Source organism: Streptomyces sp. NPDC093510 (genome assembly GCF_040683555.1).
Classification (GTDB): domain Bacteria; phylum Actinomycetota; class Actinomycetes; order Streptomycetales; family Streptomycetaceae; genus Streptomyces.
The window spans coordinates 266,313-288,297 of sequence record NZ_JBFBEE010000005.1; the positions used below are offsets into that span (position 1 = coordinate 266,313).

General features: G+C 69.6%; 16 protein-coding genes and 2 pseudogenes. 8 read left to right on the forward strand and 10 right to left on the reverse strand.

Features of this window, described 5'->3' with window-relative positions:
- Positions 1-124 precede the first annotated feature (124 nt).
- The gene (locus AB0N81_RS10450; RefSeq protein ID WP_365357371.1) at positions 125-3,064 is read left to right on the forward strand and encodes an NACHT domain-containing protein; all 2,940 of its coding nucleotides are present in this window, start codon (positions 125-127) and stop codon (positions 3,062-3,064) included.
- A gap of 344 nt (positions 3,065-3,408) precedes the next feature.
- On the opposite strand, the gene xdhC is transcribed toward AB0N81_RS10450, so the two are convergent.
- The 5 genes from xdhC to AB0N81_RS10475 all read right to left on the reverse strand — a co-directional run bounded on the left by xdhC (position 3,409) and on the right by AB0N81_RS10475 (position 10,035).
- The gene (xdhC, locus tag AB0N81_RS10455; protein ID WP_365357372.1) at positions 3,409-4,218 is read right to left on the reverse strand and encodes a xanthine dehydrogenase accessory protein XdhC; all 810 of its coding nucleotides are present in this window, start codon (positions 4,216-4,218) and stop codon (positions 3,409-3,411) included.
- A gap of 1 nt (position 4,219) precedes the next feature.
- Positions 4,220-6,700: a xanthine dehydrogenase molybdopterin binding subunit gene (gene xdhB, locus AB0N81_RS10460; protein ID WP_365357373.1), complete on the reverse strand. Its 2,481-nt coding sequence runs from the start codon at positions 6,698-6,700 to the stop codon at positions 4,220-4,222.
- Positions 6,697-8,289, reverse strand: a complete 1,593-nt coding sequence (locus AB0N81_RS10465) for an FAD binding domain-containing protein (RefSeq protein WP_365357500.1) — start codon at positions 8,287-8,289, stop codon at positions 6,697-6,699. Before AB0N81_RS10465 ends, xdhB begins: the two co-directional genes overlap by 4 nt.
- 403 nt (positions 8,290-8,692) lie before the next feature.
- Positions 8,693-9,451 (reverse strand): isochorismatase family protein, encoded by a 759-nt coding sequence (locus tag AB0N81_RS10470; protein WP_365357374.1) that lies wholly within the window; start codon positions 9,449-9,451, stop codon positions 8,693-8,695.
- Positions 9,451-10,035 carry an isochorismatase family protein gene (locus AB0N81_RS10475; protein ID WP_365357375.1) on the reverse strand — a complete coding sequence of 195 codons (585 nt, stop codon included), beginning with the start codon at positions 10,033-10,035 and terminating at the stop codon, positions 9,451-9,453. The genes AB0N81_RS10470 and AB0N81_RS10475 overlap by 1 nt, the downstream gene beginning before the upstream one ends.
- A 197-nt stretch (positions 10,036-10,232) precedes the next feature.
- Between AB0N81_RS10475 and AB0N81_RS10480 the strand changes: the two genes are divergently transcribed.
- Positions 10,233-11,234: a helix-turn-helix domain-containing protein gene (locus AB0N81_RS10480; RefSeq protein WP_365357376.1), complete on the forward strand. Its 1,002-nt coding sequence runs from the start codon at positions 10,233-10,235 to the stop codon at positions 11,232-11,234.
- Positions 11,235-11,595: 361 nt separating this feature from the next.
- The gene (locus tag AB0N81_RS10485; RefSeq protein WP_365357377.1) at positions 11,596-12,738 is read left to right on the forward strand and encodes an LLM class flavin-dependent oxidoreductase; all 1,143 of its coding nucleotides are present in this window, start codon (positions 11,596-11,598) and stop codon (positions 12,736-12,738) included.
- Positions 12,739-12,809: 71 nt separating this feature from the next.
- On the opposite strand, the gene AB0N81_RS10490 is transcribed toward AB0N81_RS10485, so the two are convergent.
- Both AB0N81_RS10490 and AB0N81_RS10495 read right to left on the reverse strand, forming a co-directional pair.
- On the reverse strand, positions 12,810-13,895 hold the full coding sequence (locus AB0N81_RS10490) for a HAMP domain-containing sensor histidine kinase (RefSeq protein WP_365357378.1): 1,086 nt from the start codon (positions 13,893-13,895) through the stop codon (positions 12,810-12,812).
- The gene (locus AB0N81_RS10495) at positions 13,888-14,583 is read right to left on the reverse strand and encodes a response regulator transcription factor (RefSeq protein ID WP_365357379.1); all 696 of its coding nucleotides are present in this window, start codon (positions 14,581-14,583) and stop codon (positions 13,888-13,890) included. The genes AB0N81_RS10490 and AB0N81_RS10495 overlap by 8 nt, the downstream gene beginning before the upstream one ends.
- 87 nt (positions 14,584-14,670) lie before the next feature.
- Here AB0N81_RS10495 and AB0N81_RS10500 point away from each other — a divergent pair, with 87 nt between their 5' ends.
- Positions 14,671-15,828 (forward strand): peptidoglycan bridge formation glycyltransferase FemA/FemB family protein, encoded by a 1,158-nt coding sequence (locus AB0N81_RS10500; RefSeq protein ID WP_365357380.1) that lies wholly within the window; start codon positions 14,671-14,673, stop codon positions 15,826-15,828.
- Positions 15,829-15,964: 136 nt separating this feature from the next.
- On the opposite strand, the gene murF is transcribed toward AB0N81_RS10500, so the two are convergent.
- The gene (gene murF / locus AB0N81_RS10505) at positions 15,965-17,308 is read right to left on the reverse strand and encodes a UDP-N-acetylmuramoyl-tripeptide--D-alanyl-D-alanine ligase (protein ID WP_365357381.1); all 1,344 of its coding nucleotides are present in this window, start codon (positions 17,306-17,308) and stop codon (positions 15,965-15,967) included.
- A 127-nt stretch (positions 17,309-17,435) separates the two neighbouring features.
- Here murF and AB0N81_RS10510 point away from each other — a divergent pair, with 127 nt between their 5' ends.
- The 3 genes from AB0N81_RS10510 to vanX are packed head-to-tail and all read left to right on the forward strand — an operon-like array spanning position 17,436 to position 20,117.
- The gene (locus tag AB0N81_RS10510; RefSeq protein ID WP_365357382.1) at positions 17,436-18,425 is read left to right on the forward strand and encodes a D-isomer specific 2-hydroxyacid dehydrogenase family protein; all 990 of its coding nucleotides are present in this window, start codon (positions 17,436-17,438) and stop codon (positions 18,423-18,425) included.
- Positions 18,418-19,458, forward strand: coding sequence for a D-alanine--(R)-lactate ligase VanA-Sc (vanA-Sc, locus tag AB0N81_RS10515; protein ID WP_365357383.1), 1,041 nt, complete (start codon positions 18,418-18,420; stop codon positions 19,456-19,458). The genes AB0N81_RS10510 and vanA-Sc overlap by 8 nt, the downstream gene beginning before the upstream one ends.
- A 14-nt stretch (positions 19,459-19,472) precedes the next feature.
- A complete protein-coding gene (gene vanX / locus AB0N81_RS10520; protein ID WP_365357501.1) occupies positions 19,473-20,117 on the forward strand; it encodes a D-Ala-D-Ala dipeptidase VanX in 645 nt (214 codons plus the stop codon).
- Positions 20,118-20,198: 81 nt separating this feature from the next.
- Here the strand turns inward: vanX and AB0N81_RS10525 are convergent.
- Positions 20,199-20,357 (reverse strand): annotated as a pseudogene (locus tag AB0N81_RS10525) (pirin family protein); the annotation flags it as partial.
- A gap of 715 nt (positions 20,358-21,072) precedes the next feature.
- Between AB0N81_RS10525 and AB0N81_RS10530 the strand changes: the two are divergent.
- Positions 21,073-21,726 (forward strand): hypothetical protein, encoded by a 654-nt coding sequence (locus AB0N81_RS10530; protein WP_365357384.1) that lies wholly within the window; start codon positions 21,073-21,075, stop codon positions 21,724-21,726.
- Between the two features lie 20 nt (positions 21,727-21,746).
- On the opposite strand, the pseudogene AB0N81_RS10535 reads toward AB0N81_RS10530, so the two are convergent.
- Positions 21,747-21,914 (reverse strand): annotated as a pseudogene (locus tag AB0N81_RS10535) (ROK family transcriptional regulator); the annotation flags it as partial.
- Positions 21,915-21,985 lie beyond the last annotated feature (71 nt).

Consider the following 21,985-nt stretch of genomic DNA (forward strand, 5'->3'; position numbering starts at 1 on the left):
ACGGCGTACACGCCCCCGGTTCACCACTAAGCGCCCCTCCGTAGAGGTGCACTGACCCGCCGCCAGGTGCTTCTTCCTTGAAACGCTCAGTTCCGGACGAGGCGAGAGGCACGGAGGGGACGGCATGCGTGGGCGGGAAGTCTGGACACGGCGCAGGCTGTGGGTCGGCGTCGGCTGTGCGGCGCTGGTCGTGCTGGCCCTCACCCTCCGCCGGGTCGGCGGAGGTCACGGTGAGCAGGTGCAGTACGACGGCCCCGCGTTCGTCGTATCCGTGGTCGGCGTCATGGTGTCCGTCGTAGCACTGCTCGTGGACATCCTGCGTCGCACGGACCCACCCCCGGAACCCGGCGCCGTGCTGCGGCAGACCGCTGATGCGCTCGCCGAGGCGGTACGGGTCCAGTGGGCGCAGGAGGCGCGGCTGCGAAGGCTGCAGGACCCGAAGCCGCTGAACGTCCGCTGGCGGTGGGCCGACAGGCTGCTCGCGGACGACACCCGGAACATCCGGCGTGGTCGCCCGGTGCCGGAGCCCTGGCCCGGCGACAACTGTCTGGCGTCGATCGCCACGGCCTTCGAGGAGGTGCCGTCCAGGCGCATGGTCGTGCTCGGAAGCCCTGGTTCGGGCAAGAGTGTGCTTGCCGTGTGCTGCACGCTCGATCTTCTGAAGAACCGCACGTCCGGCACGGCGGTGCCCGTGATCTTCCCCCTCGCGACCTGGGACCCGGGCACCACTCCGCTGCGTACCTGGCTCCTCGAGCGGCTCATGGCGGAGTACCGGCCGCTGGCGGCCACCACCGACGGCACCTCATTGGCCGGGGCGCTGCTCGACGCCGGGCTGATCGCGCCTGTCCTCGACGGCTTCGACGAACTGCCCCCGGCGTTGTACGGCACCGCGATGCGCAGGCTCAACGCCGAGTTGGACGACGGCATGCCGGTGCTCGTCACCTCGCGGACCACGGCCTGGCGCTCCACGGTCGCGTGCAGCGACGTGCTCACAGGGGCGGAGGTTCTCGAGCTGCTGCCGCTGGAGTTCGGCGAGGCGACGTCATATCTGGAGCGCACCGCGCGTCCGTTACGCGGCCCCTCCGGTCGCCGTACGACGGTGTGGTCCCCGGTGCTGGAATCCTTGCAGGAGGACTCGCGCGCCCCGGCAGCCGACGCGCTCCTGCAGATTCTGGCCAACCCGCTCATGGTGGCCCTGGCCCGCACGGTGTACGGCGATGCGTCCCGCGACCCCCAAGAGCTCCTTGACGACCCTCGTTTCGGGACGGTGGCCGGGATCGAGAAGCACCTCCTCGACGCGTTCGTACCGGCCGCGTTCGCCGACGGAGGTGTCGACTCACGGTGGCGCGCGGCGGATGCCAGGCGCTGGCTGGCCTGGCTGGCCGTGGAGTTGGAGCGGCGGGAGTCCAAGCGGCTCGCCTGGTGGGAGCTGTATCTATGGGTGCCGCGGGTGCTGCGGCTGGCGGCGCCCGCCCTGCTCGCGCAGACGCTCACGTTCGTCCTGGCCGTCCCCATCCTGCTCTCCAGCGTCGGAGGCGACGTCTTCGTCTTCGACGACCGGCCGTCGCTGGCAGCCAATCTGGTCGGCAACCTGGTCGGATTCGCCGGCGGGCTGGCCCTGCTCCTGCCCGTGTCGGCGACGCGGCGCGAAGGGCGTACGGCCGTGATCCGGCAGCTCACGGTCTGCATGGCGACGGCCGCCGCGGCCACCCTCGGGTACGGCCTCACGGGTGGCTCCGTGCAGTTCGGGCTGCAGTTCGGGACGGTCACGGACGGCTGGGCGGCCGAGTTGTTCGGCGGTGCGGTCTTCGGCGTGCTGATCGCCTTGTACTTCGGGGTCGCGGGGCTGGCCCGCCACGCGGTGCCACTCGGACTGCCTTGGGCGGGCAGCCCGACCGGTCGGCTCGCGGCACAGGCCGGGAGTGGCCTTCTCGCCCTGACGGGGCTCGTCGTCGTGAAGCCGTGGCTGCTCGGGCAGGGCCTCGGCACGTGGCCGAAGGTGGCCGGCGCCCTGTGCTTCGCGGCGGCCCTGTGCCTGTGGGCGGCATCGGGGCGGCAAGGCGTACGGACGGGCGTTTCCCCTGCCGGTGAGGGCCGTATCACCCGGCGTTTCATGACCGGGCTGCTGCACGGCTGGGCTGTGTGCCTGCTCGTCGGAGTGGCGGCGGGCGGGACGGTGGGCGCCGTCGCCTGCGCGTTCTCCGCGGTGGAGACTTCGAGGGCGCCCGACCTGGACGGCAGGCGGCTTGGGAAGTGGTCGCACCAGGAAACACCTGACGGCGTCCGCACCGTCGAGTCCTCGACGGAGATCGCTGTCATCCTGGTGTACCCACACGAGGGCGCCCGGCCCACGGCCTATCCTCACGGCAGCCGTCCGCCGAGCTGCGGCCAGAAGTGCGAGTCGTCCGACACACCGGTGACCTTCCGCGTTGCCGAGGGCGACCTGCGCATTCTCGTCGACGGCAGTACCGCGGCCGATGCGGTGAACATGCTGCCGGAGCTGCCCGAGCAGTCCCGGACCTGGCTCGCTCAGAGCGCCGCCCGGCACCCGGTCGATCGGTTCCTGCTCCCCGGTGCCATGGGCGGAGTCCTGATCGCGCTGATCGGTGGCCCCGCCTCGGGTCTCTACCGGGCGCTCAGCACTCCCTCCGATCTCATCCGGGCGGCCAATCCACAGGTCACCCTGCGCACGGACCGCATGGCGTCGCTGTCCCGGTCCGGAGTTGTGGCGGTCACGACGGGCGGGGTGTGTGCCGTCCTGGCCTGGGTGTTCGCGTCACAGGGTGGGCTCGACCATGTCGCGGCGCAGATGTGGGTGCCGATGGGCACCGCCGCGCTCGCCCTCACCGCTTGGGGGCAACTGGCGGTTGCCCGTGTCTGGTTGGCTCTGACGGGGCGGCTGCCCTGGCGGATCATGACGTTCCTCGACGAAGCGCACCGCCGGGGAGTGCTACGGCAGTCCGGCGCTCACTACGAGTTCCGTCACCTGCGCATGCAGCAGCGACTCGCCTCGGCTTCCGAGGCGCCGCAGGAAGACCCCCGGGCCACCGTGCCCACGACATGACGGTCGAGGCCGCCCTACGAGCCAGCGCGCCTGCCCGCGCGGCCGGTTCGGTCTGCCGGACGCGGAGGGGCTGCTCGATGACGCGGCGTGGGTGACGTGGCGGGCGGGTGCGCGCACCTCTACGAAGCGGCCTGCTCGGGCGGGGCACGGCGGCAGTCGCATCCTGGTGTGTGTACCGGTATCGCGCGGAGGGCCTGTCCGACGGCGGGGCTGCGTCGCGCTCTCCACCAGCAGAAGCCGAGGCGGGGCGTTCCGCCATGACCGGGACCTGACTCGGTGCGCCCGGACGGCGCCCAAGAGCCGGTTCCCGAAACGATCGGCGTGGGAGCCGTGTAGTAGCAGGACTACTCCCCCTCGTTCTCGAACGTTCGCAACAGATCCGCCGCCACGCTCACCGCGATCGTCGCGGGCTCCTTGCCGGTGATGTCGGACAGGCCGATCGGGGTCTTGATCCGGTCGATGACGGGGTCGTCGTGGCCGCCCTCGGTGGTGAGGCGCTTGCGGAAGCGCGCCCATTTGGCCGCCGACCCGATCAGCCCCACGGAGCCGAGGTGCGTGGTGCGCAGGGCCGCGTCGCAGAGGGCCGCGTCCTCGGCGTGGTCGTGGGTCATGATCAGGATGTGGGTGCCGTGCGGCAGGTCCTCCAGGATTTCCTCGGGCAGCAGGGGTGTGTGGTGCACGTGCAGCTGTGCCACCGCGTCCGACAGCGTGTTGAGCCGGGTGTCCGTGAGCATGTCCGCGCGGCTGTCGATCAGATGCAGGTCGAGGTCCTGGCGGGCCAGGATGCGCGCCAGTTCCAGTCCGACGTGTCCCACGCCGAAGATCGCCACCGCCCGTACGACCGGCAGCGGTTCGAGCAGGATCGAGACCGTACCGCCGCAGCACTGCACTCCGTGCTGGTTGGTCACTTTGTCGTTCAGGGCGAAGTCCATCAGTTCCGGCTCCGCCTTGGCCGCGGTGAGCATCTCCCGGGCGCGGTCGATCGCGACGGCCTCCACGTTGCCGCCGCCGATCGAGCCCCATGTCTCGTCGTGTCCGACGACGAGCTTGGCGCCGGCCTCGCGCGGAGCATGACCGCGCACGGTCGCGACGGTCACCAGCACGCCGGACTCCCGGCGTGCCCGCAACCGCGTGACCGCGGCGATCCACGTCATGTCAGGCACCGTTGACCGCTGCAGCGTCGGCCCTCGCCGAGGCCGCGGCGGCCCCGGTGGGCTCGGTGGGCTCGGCGGGCTCGGCAGCCCCGACGGGCTCGGTGAAAGCGTCGTCCGACGGTGCGTCGGGCGCGTCGTTGTGCCGGACGGCGGCGCGCCGCGCCTCTTCGATCGCCCAGAACACCGCCTCCGGCGTCGCCGGCGAGGCCAGCTCGACGCTGATGCCGCCCGGTCCGAATGCCGCGACGGCCTGCCGCAGTGCCTCACGTACCGAGAACGCGAGCATCAGTGGAGGCTCGCCCACCGCCTTGGAGCCGTAGACCGCGCCCTCCTCGGTGGCACGCTCGAGCAGCGTGACGTTCAATTCCTCCGGCATTTCGGAGAAGCTCGGGAGCTTGTAGGTGCTTGCTGCCTGGGTCTGCAGTCGGCCGCGGTGGGGGCCGTCGCTGGTGTCCCAGCGCAGGTCCTCGAGCGTCAGCCAGCCCGCGCCCTGGACGAATCCGCCTTCGACCTGGCCGATGTCGATCATCGGGGAGAGGCTGTCGCCGACGTCGTGCACGATGTCGACGCGCCGGATGCGGTAGGCACCGGTGAAGCCGTCGACCTCCACCTCGCTCGCGGCGGCGCCGTGGGCGAAGTACTTAAACGGCGAGCCCCGGAACGTCTTCGCGTCCCAGTGCAGGCCCTCGGTGCGGTAGAAGCCCGCCGCCGACAGCTGGACGCGCTGGAAGTACGCGGTGCGCACCAGGTCGTCCCAGGCCACCTCCTTGTCGCTGCCCAGGGCGCGTGCGACACCTTCGACGATGCGTACGTCCGACGCGTTCGCGCCCAGCCGGGTGGCGGCCACCTGGAGCAGGCGCTCACGCAGCTGCTCGCAGGCGTTCTTGATCGCCCCGCCGTTGAGGTCGGCGCCGGCGCTCGCGGCGGTGGCGGAGGTGTTGGGCACCTTGTCGGTACGCGTCGGGGCGAGGCGTACCTTGTGCAGCGGGATGCCGAGCGTGGTCGCGGCCACCTGCATCATCTTGGTGTGCAGGCCCTGGCCCATCTCGGTGCCGCCGTGGTTGATCAGGACCGAGCCGTCCTTGTAGATCAGCACCAGCGCGCCGCCCTGGTTGAAGGCGGTGAGGTTGAAGGAGATGCCGAACTTGATGCCGGTGACCGCGACGGCCCGCTTGGTGTGCGGGTGCGCGGCGTTGAACGCGGCGATCTCACGCTTGCGGTCGGCGATGCCGGCGTCCTTCTGCACCTGCTGCCAGACGGTGGAGATCCGCTCGGCCTGCGTGACGGGCTGGCCGTAGGGCGTCGTCTGGCCCTGGCCGGGCCGGTAGAAGTTGCGCTCCCGCAGCTCCATGGGGTCCAGGCCGAGCAGCGGCGCGCAGCGTCCCAGGATGTCCTCGATCACCAGCATGCCCTGAGGGCCGCCGAAGCCGCGGAAGGCCGTGTTGGAGACGGTGTTGGTCCTCGCGATACGGCCGGCTACCCGCGCGTTGGGGATCCAGTACGTGTTGTCGATGTGGCACAGCGCCCGGGCGAGGACGGGCTCGGAGAGGTCCAGGCTCCAGCCGCCGTCGGCGACGAGGGTGGCGTCCAGGGCCTGGATACGTCCATCCGCGTCGAAGCCGACCTTCCACGTGGCGTGGAATCCGTGCCGCTTGCCGGACATGGTCAGGTCCTGGGTCCGGTTGAGCCGGAAGCGGACCGGGCGGCCGGTCAGCTTGGCGCCGAGCGCGGCGACGGCGGCGAACCCGTGCGGCTGCATCTCCTTGCCGCCGAAGCCGCCGCCCATCCGCAGGCACTGCACGGTCACCTCGTGAGCCGGCACGCCGAGCACGTGCGAGACGATCTCCTGCGTCTCCGACGGGTGCTGGGTGCTGCTCTGGATGAACACCTGCCCGTTCTCGTCGATCTGGGCCAGCGCCGCGTGTGTCTCGAGGTAGAAGTGCTCCTGTCCGGCGAACTGGAACTCTCCGCTGAGTACGTGTGCGGAGTCGGCGAAGCCCGCGTCGATGTCGCCGGTCTCCATCAGGGGCCGGGCGCCGTGGTAGCTGCCGGCCTCGATCGCTTCCTGGAGGGTGACCAGGGAGGGCAGTTCCTCCAGGTCCACCTCGACGGCCGCCGCGCCGAGACGGGCTGCTTCGAGGGTCTCGCCGAGCACCCAGGCGACCGCGTGGCCGTGGAACATGACCTCGTCGGGGAAGAGGGGCTCGTCGTGCTTCATGCCCGCGTCGTTGACGCCCGGCACGTCGGCGCCGGTCAGCACGCGGACCACGCCGGGCACGGCGAGCGCGGGCGCGGTGCGCAGTGCGGTGATCCTGCCGCGAGCCTTCATGACCTGCACCGGGTACGCGTGCAGTACGTCCTTGGTGCGCTGGACCAGGTCGTCGGTGTAGAGCGCGGAGCCTGTGACGTGCTGGACGGCACTCTCGTGCGGCATGGAGACGCCGACCACGGGCTTTTCGGGACGCTCGGACAGGTGACTCATGAGGGGACCGCCTCGGTGGTTTGTGCGTGCAGCTTGAGCAGGCTCTGGCCGAGCATCGCGGAACGGTAGAGGGCGCTTGCCCGGTGGTCGCTCATCGGGGTGCCCTCCCCTCGCAGCACCCGGGCCGCGGCCTCGACGGTCTCCGCCGACCACGGTTCGCCCTCCAGGGCCGCCTCGGTGGCGAGGGAGCGGATGGGTGTCGCTGCCACGCCGCCCAGGCCGATGCGCGCCTTGCGTACGATCCCGTCCTCAATGTCGAGCGCGAAGGCGACCGCAACGCTGGAGATGTCGTCGAAACGCCGCTTGGCGATCTTGTGGAAGGCCGTGACCGGCGACAGCGGCAGGGGGATGCGGACCGCTCGTATCAGCTCATCGGGGCGGCGGACGCTCTGCCGGTATCCGGTGAAGTAGTCCGCGAGCGGGACCACGCGCTCGCCGTCGGCGTCGGCGAGCACCAGCGACGCGTCGAGTGCGAGCAGCACCGGCGGGCTGTCGCCGATGGGCGAGCCGGTGCCCAGGTTGCCGCCGAGGGTGGCGCCGTTGCGGATGAGCCGGGATGCGAACTGCGGGAAGAGGTCGGCGAGCAGGGGGATGCCCGGCACGTCCGGCATGCCTGTGCCCAGGCGGCGCTCGATCTCCGTGAGCGTCAGCGCCGCCCCGATCTCGATGTGGCCGGACTCGACGCGCAGCTCCCGCAGTTCGGGCAGCCGGTCGACGGCGACCACGCAATCGGCCCGGCGGGAACGGATGTTGACCTCGACGCCCCAGTCGGTGGAACCGGCGACCACGACGGCATCGGGCCGCTCGCGCAGCAGCTGCAACGTCTCGCTGAGGGTGTGCTTGCGCAGGAACGTGGACCCGTCCTTGGTGTACTCGGTGGCGACCGGTACGGGCGGGGCCTGTTCGCGGCGTTGGGCCAGCGGGTCGTCCTCGGTGGGCGCGCCGACGGCGAACGCGGCGTCGCGGATGGGGCGGTAGCCGGTGCAGCGGCACAGGTTTCCGCTCAGGGCGTGCAGGTCGAAGCCGTTCGGCCCGTGCTCGGGGTCGGCGCTCGCGTCCGTCTCCGCGCGCTGGCCGGCTGCCGCGCCACCGTTTGTTCCGGCGCTGTCTGCGCTGTCTGCGCTGTCTGCGCTGTCTGGGCTGTCTGCGCTGTCTGGGCTGTCTGGGCTGTCTGCGGGGGGCTCGCAGCGGCCCGGGCGGTAGTACTCCGCGGCCATGCTGCAGACGAACCCCGGTGTGCAGTAGCCGCACTGGGAGCCGCCCCGGACCGCCATCTCCTCCTGTACGGGGTGTAGGGAGGGCATCGTGCCGGGCTCACCGGCCGTGGCGAGACCCTCGGAGGTGATGATCTCCTGGCCGTCGAGTGCGGCGGCCGGCACCAGGCACGCGTTGACCGCGACCCAGTCGGTGGGCTTGTTCACTCCTGGCCTGGCCACCATGACCGAGCAGGCGCCGCACTCGCCCTCGGCGCAGCCCTCCTTGGTGCCGGTGAGGCCGCGCTCGCGCAGGAAGTCCAGCGCTGTGGTGTGGGGTGTGGCCGGCGAGAGCGGTGTCTCTTGCCCGTTGACCGTGATCCGTGCCTCTGTCACACCGGACAGCCGTTCCGGCGCGTGATCGGTCGATGTCGTGTTCGCCAATTTCAGGCAGCTTTCTGTGTTCAGACGCGCCTCGCGAGAGCAGCGGGCGCGGGCAGGCACGGGACAGCGACGTGCCGAAACGTGGTGAAAAGAAAGAGGAGAAAACCGGAACGTGCCGCGGAGGGGCACATCAGGACGGCGTGCTCAGCAGCCGTGCGCGATCCGACCCGGGACCCAGGCGGTGCACTGGGCGAGGCGACCGAGATCAGAGCTGGCGCACATCTGCTGGCCGCCTCCTTTCGGTGCCGTGGGTCGATGCCGTGGGTCCGTGCCGCGGCGCGGGTCGGTGTCATCGCAAAATAGTGACTTGCTTCACGCAGGTCAAGGGAGTGAAGACGGCCGAAGTGCACGCGGGCTACTTGAGGTCGCGCTGCTTGGGGACCACGACGCCGAATCGGTCCTGGATCGTCGCGAGGGCGCTCTCGTGCACCTGCCGGGCGGGGATGCCCCGCGGATTGCCGTTGACCGGGAGCGGGCGGGTCGCCGAGGCGTCGCCGACCACGGTCGGGTTGTAGCCGTTGTAGACGGCGCCCTCGGCGGTGAAGAGGGTGCACATGTGGGTCATGAAGCCGGAGATGATGACGTTCTTGCGGCCGGTCTTCTTGAGCTCGGCGGCGAGGTCGGTGTCGTGGAAGCCATTGGGGACCGCCTTCTCGACGACGGTCTCTCCCTCGGCCGGCTCGAGGGCCGGAATGATCTGGCCCGCCCGCGACTTGAGGTCGTAACCCTTCTCCACGATGTGGATGACAGGCGTGTGGGCCTTGCGGGCACGTTCCAGGAGGGCCTCGGTGTTCTTGACCGCGTCGCGCCAGTCCGTGAGCTCCATCGTGCCGTGGGTGTAGACGTTCTGGTAGTCGACGAGGACCAGTGTCGCGTCGGACAGCTTCGCGGGTGTCTCGTCCAGCTTCATCAACTGGCGCAGCGTCGTGGTGTCCTTGGCGTGGTTCTTCTCGTGGTTCTTCTCGTGGCTCTTCCCGTGGTTCTTCTCGTGGCGCTGGTCGCGGCTGTCGGTGCGCGTGGCGGCCTCGGAGCTTCCGCCGCACGCGGTGAGCGTGGCGGCGAGCACGGCGGCGGCGCCCAGGGCGGCGGCCGGACGGAGCAGCTTGGTCCGCATCAGACGATCTCCTTCTGCGTGGGAACCACGACTCCGTACAGGTCGGCGATGGTGGCCAGGGCGCTGTGGTGCACCTGGCGTGCGTCGAGGTCGGTGCCGGTGACCGGGAGCGAGCGGGTCGCGGTGGCTTCGGCGACGACGGTGGGGCGGTTGCCGTTCAGAAAGGCGCCCTGCGCGGTGAACGCCACGCACATGTGGGTCATCCAGCCGACGATGACGACGTCCTGGCCCTCCTTGAGGTGCGTGTCGAGGTCGGTGCCGACGAAAGCGTTCGGCGCCTGCTTGACGACGACCGGCTCACCGTCATGGGGCGCGACCTTAGGGTGGATGCTGCCGATCTCGGCGCGGATGTCGTACGGGGTGCCTTCGCCGCCGTCGTTGATGACGTGCACGATGCCGGTACCGGCCGCGCGGGCCCGTGCCAGCAGCCGAGCGGCGGCGTCGAGGGACTGCTCCCAGCCGTCGAGCTCCATGACGCCCTGGGTGTAGGTGTTCTGGAAGTCGATCAGGATCAGCGTCGCGTCGGACAGCTTCGCGGCCGTCTGGTCGAAGCCGTTGAGTTCGCGCAGCGTCGTTCTGGACATGGGAAACCGCCTTCATAGATGCGCAGCTATACGCAGAGGTAAGTGCAGATGCGTAGAGGTACGTAGGATGTGCAGTTCGCGGTGTTCCGTCGAGCTGCATCGATCACGCTATGACGGGGCCGGGAGGTCGGCAATGACGTGTAACCTGCAGATTCAGACATGCGTGTCGCCCATCGCCCAGCTGACCGGGGAGATCCGTGCCGGACACCGCCGCCAGACGGCTCATCGCCATCGTTCTCTTCGACGGCGTCGACCTGCTCGACGTCACCGGGCCCCCCGAGGTGTTCTCGCTCGCGCTGCGCGAGACCGACGAGGCGGCGGGCTACGAGGTCGTGCTCGCCGCCGCGACCATGGACCCGGTCACCACGGGGGCGGGCGTGCGCATCCTGCCCGACCTCACCTTCGAGGAAGCCGCAGACCGCAGCATCGACACCCTGCTGGTCCCCGGCGCGGTGGAGGTGGACGGGGAAGGCCGCGTGCACCCGCTCGTGGATCCCCGGCTCGTCGAGTGGGTGAAGATCCTCGCGGGGCGCTCGCACCGGATCACCTCTGTGTGCGTGGGCGCCCATCTGCTCGCCGCGGCGGGCTTGTTGGACGGCAAGCGGGCGACCACGCACTGGTCGACCGCGCAGCAGTTGGCCGCCGATCACCCGGCGGTCCGGGTCGACGCCGACCCGATCTTCATCCGCGAGGACAACGTGTGGACCGGAGCCGGCATCAGCGCCTGCCTCGACCTCTCGCTGGCGCTCATCGCCGACGATCTCGGCGAGGCAGTCGCGCTGAGGGTGGCCCGCCAGCTGGTGATGTACCTCAAACGCCCCAGCGGGCAGAGCCAGTTCAGCGTCCCGCTGACCCAGGTGTCCACGACCCGGCGCATCGAGGACCTGCGTCACCACATCCTGCGCCACATCGCCGAACCGCTGACCGTCGCCGGTCTCGCCGAGTACGCGCATGTCAGCGACCGGCACCTGACGCGCCTGTTCAAGACCGAACTGGGCGTGACCCCGCACGCGTACATCGAATCGGTGCGGGTGGAAAAGGCACGCCACAGCCTGGAGTCCTCGGACGCCACGCTCGAACGGATCGCGTCCGACTGTGGTTTCGGCACCGTGGACACGTTGGTGCGGGCGTTCCGCCGCCGCCTGAACACGACGCCGAGCGAGTACCGGCGCGGGTTCCGGGTGCCGCAATTGCCGTGAGAAGCGGCGCAGTTCGACCGGTTGTGGCCGACCGATAGCCGCCGACCGGTGGTGGCCGACCGCACCCCGGGCCGCGGCATCCCTGCACGCGCGAGTCGGGGGCACATCCATGGCCGCCGCCCCAATTCCCGTGCCCCCGCGCCGCGCTGACGGTTGCTTGCAGCGGCGAAGCCCTCACTCGCGTTCGTTCCCTGGCAGCGCTCCCATTGCAGTCGGTGGAGCCGAGCGCTTGGATTGGCGCACCGAGAGGCCCGGGCCGGGCCGGCGTGCCGTCACCGACAACGGCGCACGCACAGCCACCACCGGGAGAACCGCAACGTGAGTCGTTCAGCCATGTAACCCGGCGGCGAGAGGGATCAGCATGCGGACAGGCATCGTCATGGCTGCGCGCCCGGGTCTGGAGCACCTGGCCGCACGCGCGGAGGAACTCGGCTTCAGCAGCTTCTGGGTGTACGACACGCCGATGGTCCATGGTGATCCGTTCGTCGCCCTCGCTCTCTGCGCCAGGTCCACCAGTCGGATCAGGCTCGGCATCGGGGTCACCTCACCGGCACTGCGCTCCGCGCCCGCCGCGGCGGCGGCGCTCGGCAGCCTCAACGCCCTCGCTCCCGGCCGCGTCATCTGCGGCGTCGGCACCGGCAACACCGCACGCCGCACGCTGGGCATGCGCCCCACGAAAACGGTGGAGCTTGAGTCGTTCACGGCCGCCCTGCAAGATCTCACCGCCGGCCGCGAGACGGACCACCGCGAGGGCGACCGGACCAGCAGGGTGTGCTTCCTGCACACCGGCGGCCACGTCAACACCGAGGACCCGGTGGAGTTCGTCGTGGCGGCGTTCGGCCCGAAAGTCGCCGCCGTCGCCGGCCGCCTGAACACCGGAATGATCTCCTTCGCGCTGCACGCCCCCGCGGCCTGGTCCGCGCTCGTCCAGGCACGCAGGGCGGCGGCACAGGCCACGGACAACGCTGACAACGCTGACAACGCTGACAACGCTGACAACGGAGGCACCGCAGGCAATGCGGGCAACAGCGAGAAGACGCAGTCGTACCTCATCTCCTCCCTGTACCTTCTCGCCGACGGCGAGGACCGGTACGGCGATGCCGTCAAGGACGCGATGGGGCACATCGCGGTGAGCGCGCTGATCCTCGCGGTGGAGAACCCGGCCTTCCGCGCGGCCCTGCCCCCCGAGGAGTCCGCGGCCGTCGACCGCCTCCTCCGCCTGCGCGGCACCACCGCCACCGACCCCGGCCGCCACCACACGCTCTACCGCAACTACCTCGGCCGGCTGTCCACCGAGGACCGCGATCTCGTCGTGCCGTCACTGGTGGACAAGTTCGGTCTGGTCGGCACCAGGGACGAGATCGGACAGAAGATCGACGCATTGGAGAAGGCAGGGGTCGACGAGCTCGTGATCCAGCCCGTGGCGGACCCCGAAGCGGAGATGACCGCGCTCGCGCGACTCACCGCGCCCAGCGGGTTGCCACCGCGTTCCTCGCGTATCTGAGCCGCCAAGCCTGCGCCTGGCTCCGGTCCGTGTCCGGCAGGCCCGTCACTGACACCTGTACGGCTCGGGGCTCACGCTCCTGATGACGCGGGCAATTCCACGGTGATGCGGAGCCCGCCGGCAGGGCGTGGGGTGAGCGTGAGGGTTCCGTCGTGTGCCTCGGTGATGGTCTTTACGATGGCCAGGCCCAGGCCGACGCCCGCCTGGTCGGTGTGAATGCGCTCGGTGCCGCGCCGGAAGGGTTCGGTGAGGGTCGCGACCAGCTGGGGAGTGAGCTGCTCGCCGGTGTTCTCCACGGTGAGCACCACGGTCTTGGGGCGGACGCCGGTGTGGACCCGGACGGTGCCCTGTTGCGGCACGTTGTGGACGATCGCGTTGTGGACGAGGTTCGTGGTGAGCTGCAGCAGGAGCGCGGGCGAACCGCTCGTGGGGGCGATGTCGCCGCTGGTCTCGAGGGTGACACCGTGCTTTTCCGCGAGAGGGTGGAGCGTTTCGGCTGCTTCCTCTGCGACGAGTGACAGGTCGACGTGTTCTCGGGTGAAGGACCACTGGTTGGCGCGGCTGAGCAGGAGCAGCGCCTCGGTGAGGTCGATGGCCCGGGTGTTGATGGTGTGGAGGCGGTCGACGAGTTCGCCGGTGTCGTGGTTCGGATCGGCGCGGGCGACGTCGATGAGTGTCTTCGAGATCGCCAGCGGAGTACGCAGCTCGTGCGAGGCGTTGGCGGCGAATCTCTGCTGTTCCGCGACGTGTGCTTCGAGCTGGGCGAGCATCATGTCGAAGGCGTCGGCGAGTTCGCGGAACTCGTCCTTGCGGCCCGGCAGACGGATCCGGTGGCCCAGTGATCCGGCCGTGGCTGTGCGGGTGGCGTGGGTGATCCGGTCCAGGGGGGCGAGCATGCGTCCGGCGAGGATCCAGCCGCCCAGGAGGCCGAATACCAGGAGGAACACCATTGCCGTGGCTGCCGTCGGGGCGAAAGCGCGCAGGAAGAGGGTGGCCGGATTTTCTCGCAGCGCCCCCTGTTCGTTGGTCTGCAACCACCCCGATCGCAGGAGGAACACTCCCACGGCGACGAGCAGCAAGGCTCCCGCGAGCATGAGGAATCCGGCGTAGCTGAGGGTGAGTTTGAGGCGGACGCTCAGGCCGGGCCGCCTATCCACGGCCACCGCCCCCATGCCCGGGGGCGGGTGCTGTGTCGATGCGGTAGCCGACGCCGGGCACGGTCGCGATGAGCCAGGGTTCGCCGAGGCGTTTGCGCAGGGCGGAGACCGTGATGCGTACGGCGTTGGTGAACGGGTCGGCGTTCTCGTCCCACGCCCGCTCCAAGAGCTCTTCGGCGCTGACGACACCGCCTTCTGCGGCGACGAGGACTTCAAGGACCGCGAACTGTTTGCGGGTCAGCGCAATGTAGCGGTCGTCGCGGTACACCTCGCGGCGGAACGGATCGAGGCGCAGGCCCGCGATCTCTCGCACCGGCGGCCGGTTGTGGGCGCGCCTGCGATCGAGGGCCCTGAGTCTGAGCACGAGCTCCAGGAGTTCGAAGGGTTTCGTGAGGTAGTCGTCGGCGCCGAGTTCGAACCCGGATGCCTTGTCGTCGAGACGGTCGGCGGCGGTGAGCATGAGGACGGGCATGCCGCTGCCGGAGGCGACGATGCGTTTGGCGACCTCGTCGCCGGAGGGGCCGGGAATGTCGCGGTCGAGGACCGCGATGTCGTAGGTGTTGATGTTCAGTAGTTCCAGAGCGGTGTCGCCGTCACCGGCGATGTCGGCCGCGATCGCTTCCAGGCGCAGGCCATCGCGGATGGCTTCTGCCATGTAGGGCTCGTCCTCGACGATCAAGACACGCATGTTCTCAAGACTATGAGTCGGCACATATCGTCCGCGTATCGAGATGTGCATACGCGCAGGCAACACTCCGCCGCCTTGACTCGCGGCATGTCCTACAGCGAACCAGTACGAGCAGCCGGGAATCCGGTCGTCAGGCCGATCAGCGCCGCCGAGCATTTGGCGTTCGTGCGGGCCCAGCGGTCGGTCAGCTTTCTGCAGACTCCGGCGTGGGGCCGTGTCAAGACCGAGTGGCGCAGCGAGTCCCTCGGCTGGTTCGACGGCCGGCGCCTGGTCGGCGCCGGACTCGTCATGCACCGGCCAGTGCCGCGGCTCGACCGCTTCACGCTGGCGTATCTGCCCGAGGGACCGGTCATCGACTGGAGCGGTGAGATCGGTGCGTGGCTCGACCCGCTGGCGGCGTATCTCAAGGAGCACGGGGCGTTCGCGATCCGGCTCGGCCCGCCGGTGGTGACGGACACCTGGAGCGCCGCCCAGGTCAAGGAGGGCATCGCGGGACCGGACATCCGGCGGCTGACCGACCTGCCGGGACAGTGGGGCGACCCGGTCGGCGCCCGGGTGACCGGCCGGCTCAGCGGGGCCGGCTGGCTTCCGCAGAGTCCCGAGGACGGCTTCGGGGTCGGGCATCCGCAGTTCAAGTACGAGATTCCGCTGACGGGCAGGACCGAGGACGACGTACTCAGGGGCATGAATCAGCAGTGGCGCCGCAACATCAGGAAGGCGGCCGGGGCGGGGGTCGAGGTCACGGTCGGCGAGGTGACCCTAGGCGAGGACCTGAAGGCGTTCCACGACCTTTACGTCCACACCGCCGAGCGCGACCGCTTCACGCCCCGGCCGCTGCGCTACTTCGAGACCATGTTCGCGGAGATGCGGGCCGAGGATTCCGAGCGGATCAGGCTCTACCTGGCCCGCCACCAGGGCGATTTGGTGGCCGCTGCCGTCCTGATCCGCGTCGGCGTCCACGCGTGGTACTCCTACGGCGCCTCCGCCACCGAGAAGCGCGAGGTGCGCGGCTCCAACGCCTGCCAGTGGGCGATGATCCGCGACTCGCTCGCGGCCGGCTGCGACGTCTATGACCTGCGTGGCATCACCCCTACCCTCGATGCGGACGACCCGCATGTCGGGCTGGTCCAGTTCAAGGTCGGCACCGGCGGTCGGGCTGTGCGGTACGTCGGCGAGTGGGACCTGCCGCTGCGGCCGATGATCTACCGGGCCTTCGACCTCTACATGCGGCGGCGCACGCGATGATCATGAAGGTTCGACCGGTGCTGCGGACACATGCGACCGAGCGGGAAGTCGTCCCGGTGCCTGCGAAACCTGCCAGCAGCCTGCCAACAGACGGGTCCTGGCCATGCCGTCGAGCGTCCGCTTCCGTCCCGCCGAGCTACGCGAGCGCGGCGGCGACCTCGTCGAGGCGCGCCCCGCGGGAGGCTTTGACGAGCACCACGTCGTCGGCGGCGAGGCGGACGCGCAGCCAGTCGACGGCCGCGGCGTTGTCGGCCAGTGCCACCGCCCGTTCTCCCGCGCCGTCGGCGATCAGCCGGGCGGCCTCGCCGACCGCGACCACCACGTCGGCCCGGGAGGCGGCGTACTCCCCGACGGCGCGGTGTCCGGCCTCGCTCTCCTCGCCGAGCTCGAGCATCTCGCCGAGTACGGCGATACGGCGGCCGCCCGCGACCGCCGCCAGCGCGTCCAGGGCGGCGCGGGTCGAGTCGGGGTTGGCGTTGTAGGAGTCGTTGAGCAGGGTCGCGCCGCCTGCGAGGGTGCGCAGCTCCATGCGCCATTTCGACAGCGCGGTGGTGGCCAGCGCCGCCGCGGCCAGGTCGAGGCATACGCCGGCCGCCAGCCCGGCCGCCGCAGCAGCCGAGGCGTTGAGCGCCTGGTGAGCGCCCAGGAGCGGCAGCGCTACGGGGGCCGAGGCGCCGGCGGTACGTAGCGTGAAGGAAGGCCGGCCGAGCCGGTCCAGCTCCAGGTCGAGCGCCCGTACGTCGGCGTGGGCCGCCTCGCCGAAGGTCAGCACCGGGCCGTCGGTGAGCGCGCGCATCGCGACCACCCGGGGGTCGTCGGCGTTGAGGACGGCGGTGCCGCCGGGCGCCAGCCCCTGTACCAGCTCGCCTTTGCCCGTCGCGATGGCCGCGCGTGAGCCGAACTCGCCGAGGTGGGCTTGGCCGACATTGAGTACGACGGCGATGTCGGGTGCGACCAGGCCGGTGAGTGCGGCGATGTCGCCGACGCGGCGGGCTCCCATCTCAAGGACGAGGAAGCGGGTGGCGGCGTCGGCGCGCAGCATGGTGAGTGGCACGCCGAGCTCGTTGTTGAGCGAGCCGATGGTGGCGATCGTCGGCGCGGTGGGTGAAAGCACCGCCGCCAGCAGGTCCTTGGTGCTGGTCTTGCCCTGCGAACCGGTCAGCCCGACGACGGTCAGCTTGTCGCGCAGCCGGGCCACGACGTGGGCGGCGAGGGACTGCAGCGCGGCCCGGGCGTCCTCGACCACGACGGTGGGGAGCGGCGTCGGCCGCGAGCCGAGTACGGCCACCGCGCCGGCTCGGCCGGCCTGGCGCGCGTAGTCATGACCGTCGACGTGCTCGCCTGCGAAGGCGACGAAGAGGCCGCCCGGTTTGGCCTGCCGACTGTCGAGCACGCCTGGCGCGGTCACGGTCACGGCACCATCACCCTCGACCGTCCCGCCGACGATTTCGGCGATCCGGCCGAGGCTGAGCGGGATCATGCCGATTCCCTGGACGTCATGTCCGTTGTTGTGTAAGTCATGGCTCCAGCCAAGGCAATGGGGCGTATCGCGGGCATATCGAAAACCACATACGTTCCGGCAACAGCACGCCGCCTTGACTGGAGGCATGACCCACAGCGAAACAACCCGCATCACCATGTACGGGTGCGGCCCGGACGAAGCCGTTCTGTTCCGCGAGTTGGCGCCCGGCCTCGGTGTACAGCCGGTCATCACCGACGCGCCGGTGTCCGAAGCCAATACCGAACTGGCCGTCGGCAGCCGGTGCATCAGCGTCGGCCACAAGACGCCCATCACCCGCGCCACTCTGCGTGCGCTCGGCCGAGCCGACGTGGGCTATATCTCCACGCGGAGCATCGGCTACAACCACATCGACGTGGAATACGCGGACAGCATCGGCATCTCTGTCGGAAACGTCTCCTATTCACCGGACAGCGTGGCCGACTACACGCTGATGCTCATGTTGATGGCGGTACGGGATGCGAAAGCCATCATCCGGCGCACGGACATGCACGATTACCGGCTGAGCGATGCGCGCGGGAGAGAACTGCGCGACTTGACTGTCGGAGTGATCGGGACGGGCCGTATCGGCGCGGCGGTCATGGACCGTCTCCGGGGTTTCGGCTGCCGCATCCTGGCCCATGACAACCGACCCGTGGAGCGATCCGGTGCCGCTGTCGAGCTCATTCCGCTCGATGAATTGCTGCGGCGGAGCGACCTGGTCACGCTGCATGTGCCGCTCACCGCGCAGACGCACCATCTGCTGAATCGGCAGCGCCTGGCACAGCTGAAGAACGGTGCGCTGATCGTCAACACCGCACGTGGTGCGCTCATCGACACCGAGGCACTGGTGCAGCAATTGGAAAGCGGCAGGCTGGGTGGCGCGGCACTGGATGTCATCGAAGGCGAGGAAGGAATCTTCTACGCCGACCGCCGGGACAAACCCATGGAAAACAAAGGGCTGTTGCGACTGCAGGAGCTGCCGAACGCGCTCATCAGTCCGCACACCGCCTACTACACGGACCACGCCCTGCGCGACACCGTGGAGAATTCCCTCACCAACTGTCTGACATTCGAAAGCAGGAATCACCATGGCTAGGCTGAAGGTTGGCGTCATCTTCGGTGGCCGTTCCGAGGAGCACTCCGTCTCCGTCAAATCGGCGCGTGAGGTGGCCCGGAACCTCGATCTCGAGAAGTACGAACCCTTCTACATCGGGATCACGAAGAGCGGCGCCTGGAAGCTCTGCGACAGTCCCGACGCGGAGTGGGAGAACAGAAACTGTCGCGCCGTCGTCCTGTCGCCGGACAGCAGCGTGCACGGGCTGCTCATCCCGGGGCAGGGGAGCTACGGAACGATACGTCTGGACGTCGTACTGCCGGTGCTGCACGGCACCCTCGGCGAGGACGGCGCGATGCAGGGTCTGCTGGAACTCTCCGGCATCCCCTACATCGGCTGCGACATCCAGAGTTCCGCTCTGTGCATGGACAAAGCCCTTGCCTACGTCGTCGCCCGAAGTGCGGGAATCGCCACGCCGGACTTCTGGACCGTCACGGCGGACGAAACCATCGATCCCGCCCGGCTCACCTATCCGGTCTTCGTGAAGCCGGCCCGATCCGGATCGTCCTTCGGCGTGACCAAGGTGTCCCGGGAAGAGGAACTTCCAAGTGCGGTGGAAACGGCACGACAGTACGACGCGAAGGTGCTGATCGAAGAGGCGGTCGTCGGCGACGAGATCGGCTGCGCCATCCTCGGGAACGAGTCGGATCTGATCGTCGGCGAGGTGGACCGGATCGCGCTCTCGCACGGATTCTTCAGGATCCACCAGGAAGACTCCCCCGAGACCGGTTCCGAGAACTCCATGGCGATCGTTCCCGCCGACATTCCGGACGAGTCACGGAGGCTTGTGCAGGAGACGGCCAAGGCCGTGTACCGCGCCTTTGGATGCAGCGGTCTTTCGCGAGTGGACATGTTCCTCAAGGAGGACGGAAAAGTAGTCCTCAACGAGGTCAACACCTTCCCCGGAATGACCTCGTACAGCCGTTATCCGAGGATGATGGCCGCAGCGGGGCTGCTGCTCACCGATGTGATCGACCGGATGGTGTCACTCGCCCTGACGGGACAAATCCGATGAAGCCGGTGCAGTCGATGGAGCCCGTGGGGTCGGCGGAGTCGGCGGAGTCGGCGAAGGGTGACTTCGTCTTCGTGGACGAGCTGGCGTCCGGCATACGCTGGGATGCCAAGTACGCCACGTGGGACAACTTCACCGGAAAGCCAGTGGACGGGTACCTGGCCAATCGAGTCGTCGGTACGAGGGCTCTGTGCGCGGCTCTGGAACGGGCCAGAGAGAAGGCCGAAACCCGGGGATTCGGCCTGCTGCTCTGGGACGGCTATCGCCCGCAGCACGCCGTCGACTGCTTCCTGCGCTGGTCGCAGCAGCCGGAGGACGGCCGTACCAAGGCGCGGCACTATCCCCATATCGACAGGGCCGAGATGTTCGAGAAGGGCTATGTGGCCGCCAGGTCGGGCCACAGCCGAGGCAGCACCGTCGACCTCACCCTCTACGACTTGGCCACCGGTGAGCTCGTTCCCATGGGCGGCGACCACGACCTGATGGATTCCATCTCGCATCATGGCGCACAAGGGATCACACCTCTCGAAGCACGGAATCGGCAGCACCTGCGTTCCCTCATGGAGAGTTGCGGTTTCAGTGCGTACGAGTGCGAGTGGTGGCATTACACGCTCAAGGGCGAGCCTTATCCGGACACCTACTTCGACTTCCCCATCACGTAGGACACCGGGCTCGCGGCCGCGGAGCCGTGCGAGCGCACCCACCTGACTACTTGCCAGTTGGGTCAGCGAGAGTCCGACGGTTCAGCGCATCCGCCCCCGCGGCTTCAGGGCCACCGGCGGCAGTTCCGGGGTGGGCAGTGCGGGGCCGTCGTAGCCCTTCACCTCGCCGAAGCGGGAACACGTCATCCAGTCGGTGCGGGCCGTCTCGATCTCCTCCTGCGAGCGGCCCACGAAGTTCCACGGCGTCGGCCGTATCTTCGACGCAATGGCTTCTTGCCCGAAGTACCAGGTGGTCTCGGGCAGCACCACCGTCGACATGACCACTCAAACCGCGACCGCTCCCGACCTCGGCGACGATCAGTGGAGCCAGCTGCTCACCTACTCTGCCGGGCAGCGTAGTGCCAAGGCCCGCTCCCATGGCTGAGTCGTCCGCCCTTGGGGCAGCGGAACGGCACTGCTGTTTGGCCTGTTCACCTCATCGTTCACCAGCAACGCCCAGTGGTGGCTGGTGGGCGTGTCGGGGGGGGCGAGCGTGGGCCTCATCGCGTTCGGCATCCAACTCATCCTTCGGCACGCTGACGTGAATCAGGACGGGCACCGGCGTACAGGCGGTCTCCGTCTGGGCGAGGCCCTCAAGGGCTCCGGTGGCAAAACCTCTGCACAGTGCCCCTGCTGATGTCGATTACATCCACAGTGGAGGCCGTCGTCTGAGTGCGGCTCGGGGACGACCGTCTCCCACAAGTCGCGCCCTGGAAGACCAAGTGGTGGACGAAGAGCGAGGAGCCCGGCGCCGGTGGCCAGTGGTGCGTCTGGCAGGGCCTCGGCGCCTGCTGACCCGTGCGCGCAACACCCCCTCCTAGCCGGGTAGTTCGAGCCCCGATCTGAGTGAGTACCGCCGTCCGCGCGAGTACGCGTACTCACGCGGACGGCGGTCGTTTGATCAGAGACTGCCCTCATGAGACGAAACCTTTCCTCGACCAACGCGGTCGCCCGCCGCTCCTCGCGCCGCCCGTGGTTCGCCTGCGCGGCGACCGCCGTCGCCCTGCTGGCACTAGGCGCGTGCGGCACCGAGAACACCGCGACGAAGCACGACGGTGGAGAGCGGGCCGGACGCGCGGACACGGTCGGGGGCCGGGCCGAAGCGGCGTTCCCGGCGATGCTGGAGAGGATCGCGCGGTCGTGCCCCCCGAGCGCACCGCCCAAGACGCCACCCGCCGCACCGGTGAACCCGGCGTCGCCCGCCCCGGGAGAGACGCCGTCGGACCGTCCCGTCGAGCCCGTCACCCCGACCTCGGGGCCGGAAGTGGAGCTGAACGCCCGCGACTGGTGCGCGGCCGCCCACCATGAGGAGCGCGTCACCCGGGCACTGTGGGATCTCGCGGACCCCACCCCCGCGGAGGTCAGGACGGTCCTGAACGACCTCGGCTATGTCGACGAGCGCATCCACGGCCTCAAGCGGTCCGGGGGGACCACGCGGTTCACCCTCGACCTGCGCGACAAGGGCGGACGACTTTGCGTGGAGGGCTCCGCGGCCGGCGAGAGGACGATCGTCGAAGCGTGCGTGGCCCCCGAGAGCGGCCCGTTCGGGTCCGCAGGGCACAAGGCGTAAGGGGCGGTAGCGGGGGCGGTTCAGGGACTCGGCCCGAACAGTTCGTCCTGGGCCGCGTCCATGGCGGCGGGCAGCGCGCCGCGCGACACCGCCGAGCCGCCGAGCGCGCTCGCCCGGACCTCCGCGCACAGCGGGGACCTGGCGGTGACGCGCTCGGTGACCCGCTCGGCGAGCACGGCGCCGCCCGCGGCCCAGGCGAGAAATCCGTTGGAGCCGCAGCGCTCGCAGCGCTGAGCCTCGGCAGCGGGCAGCGGGCAGC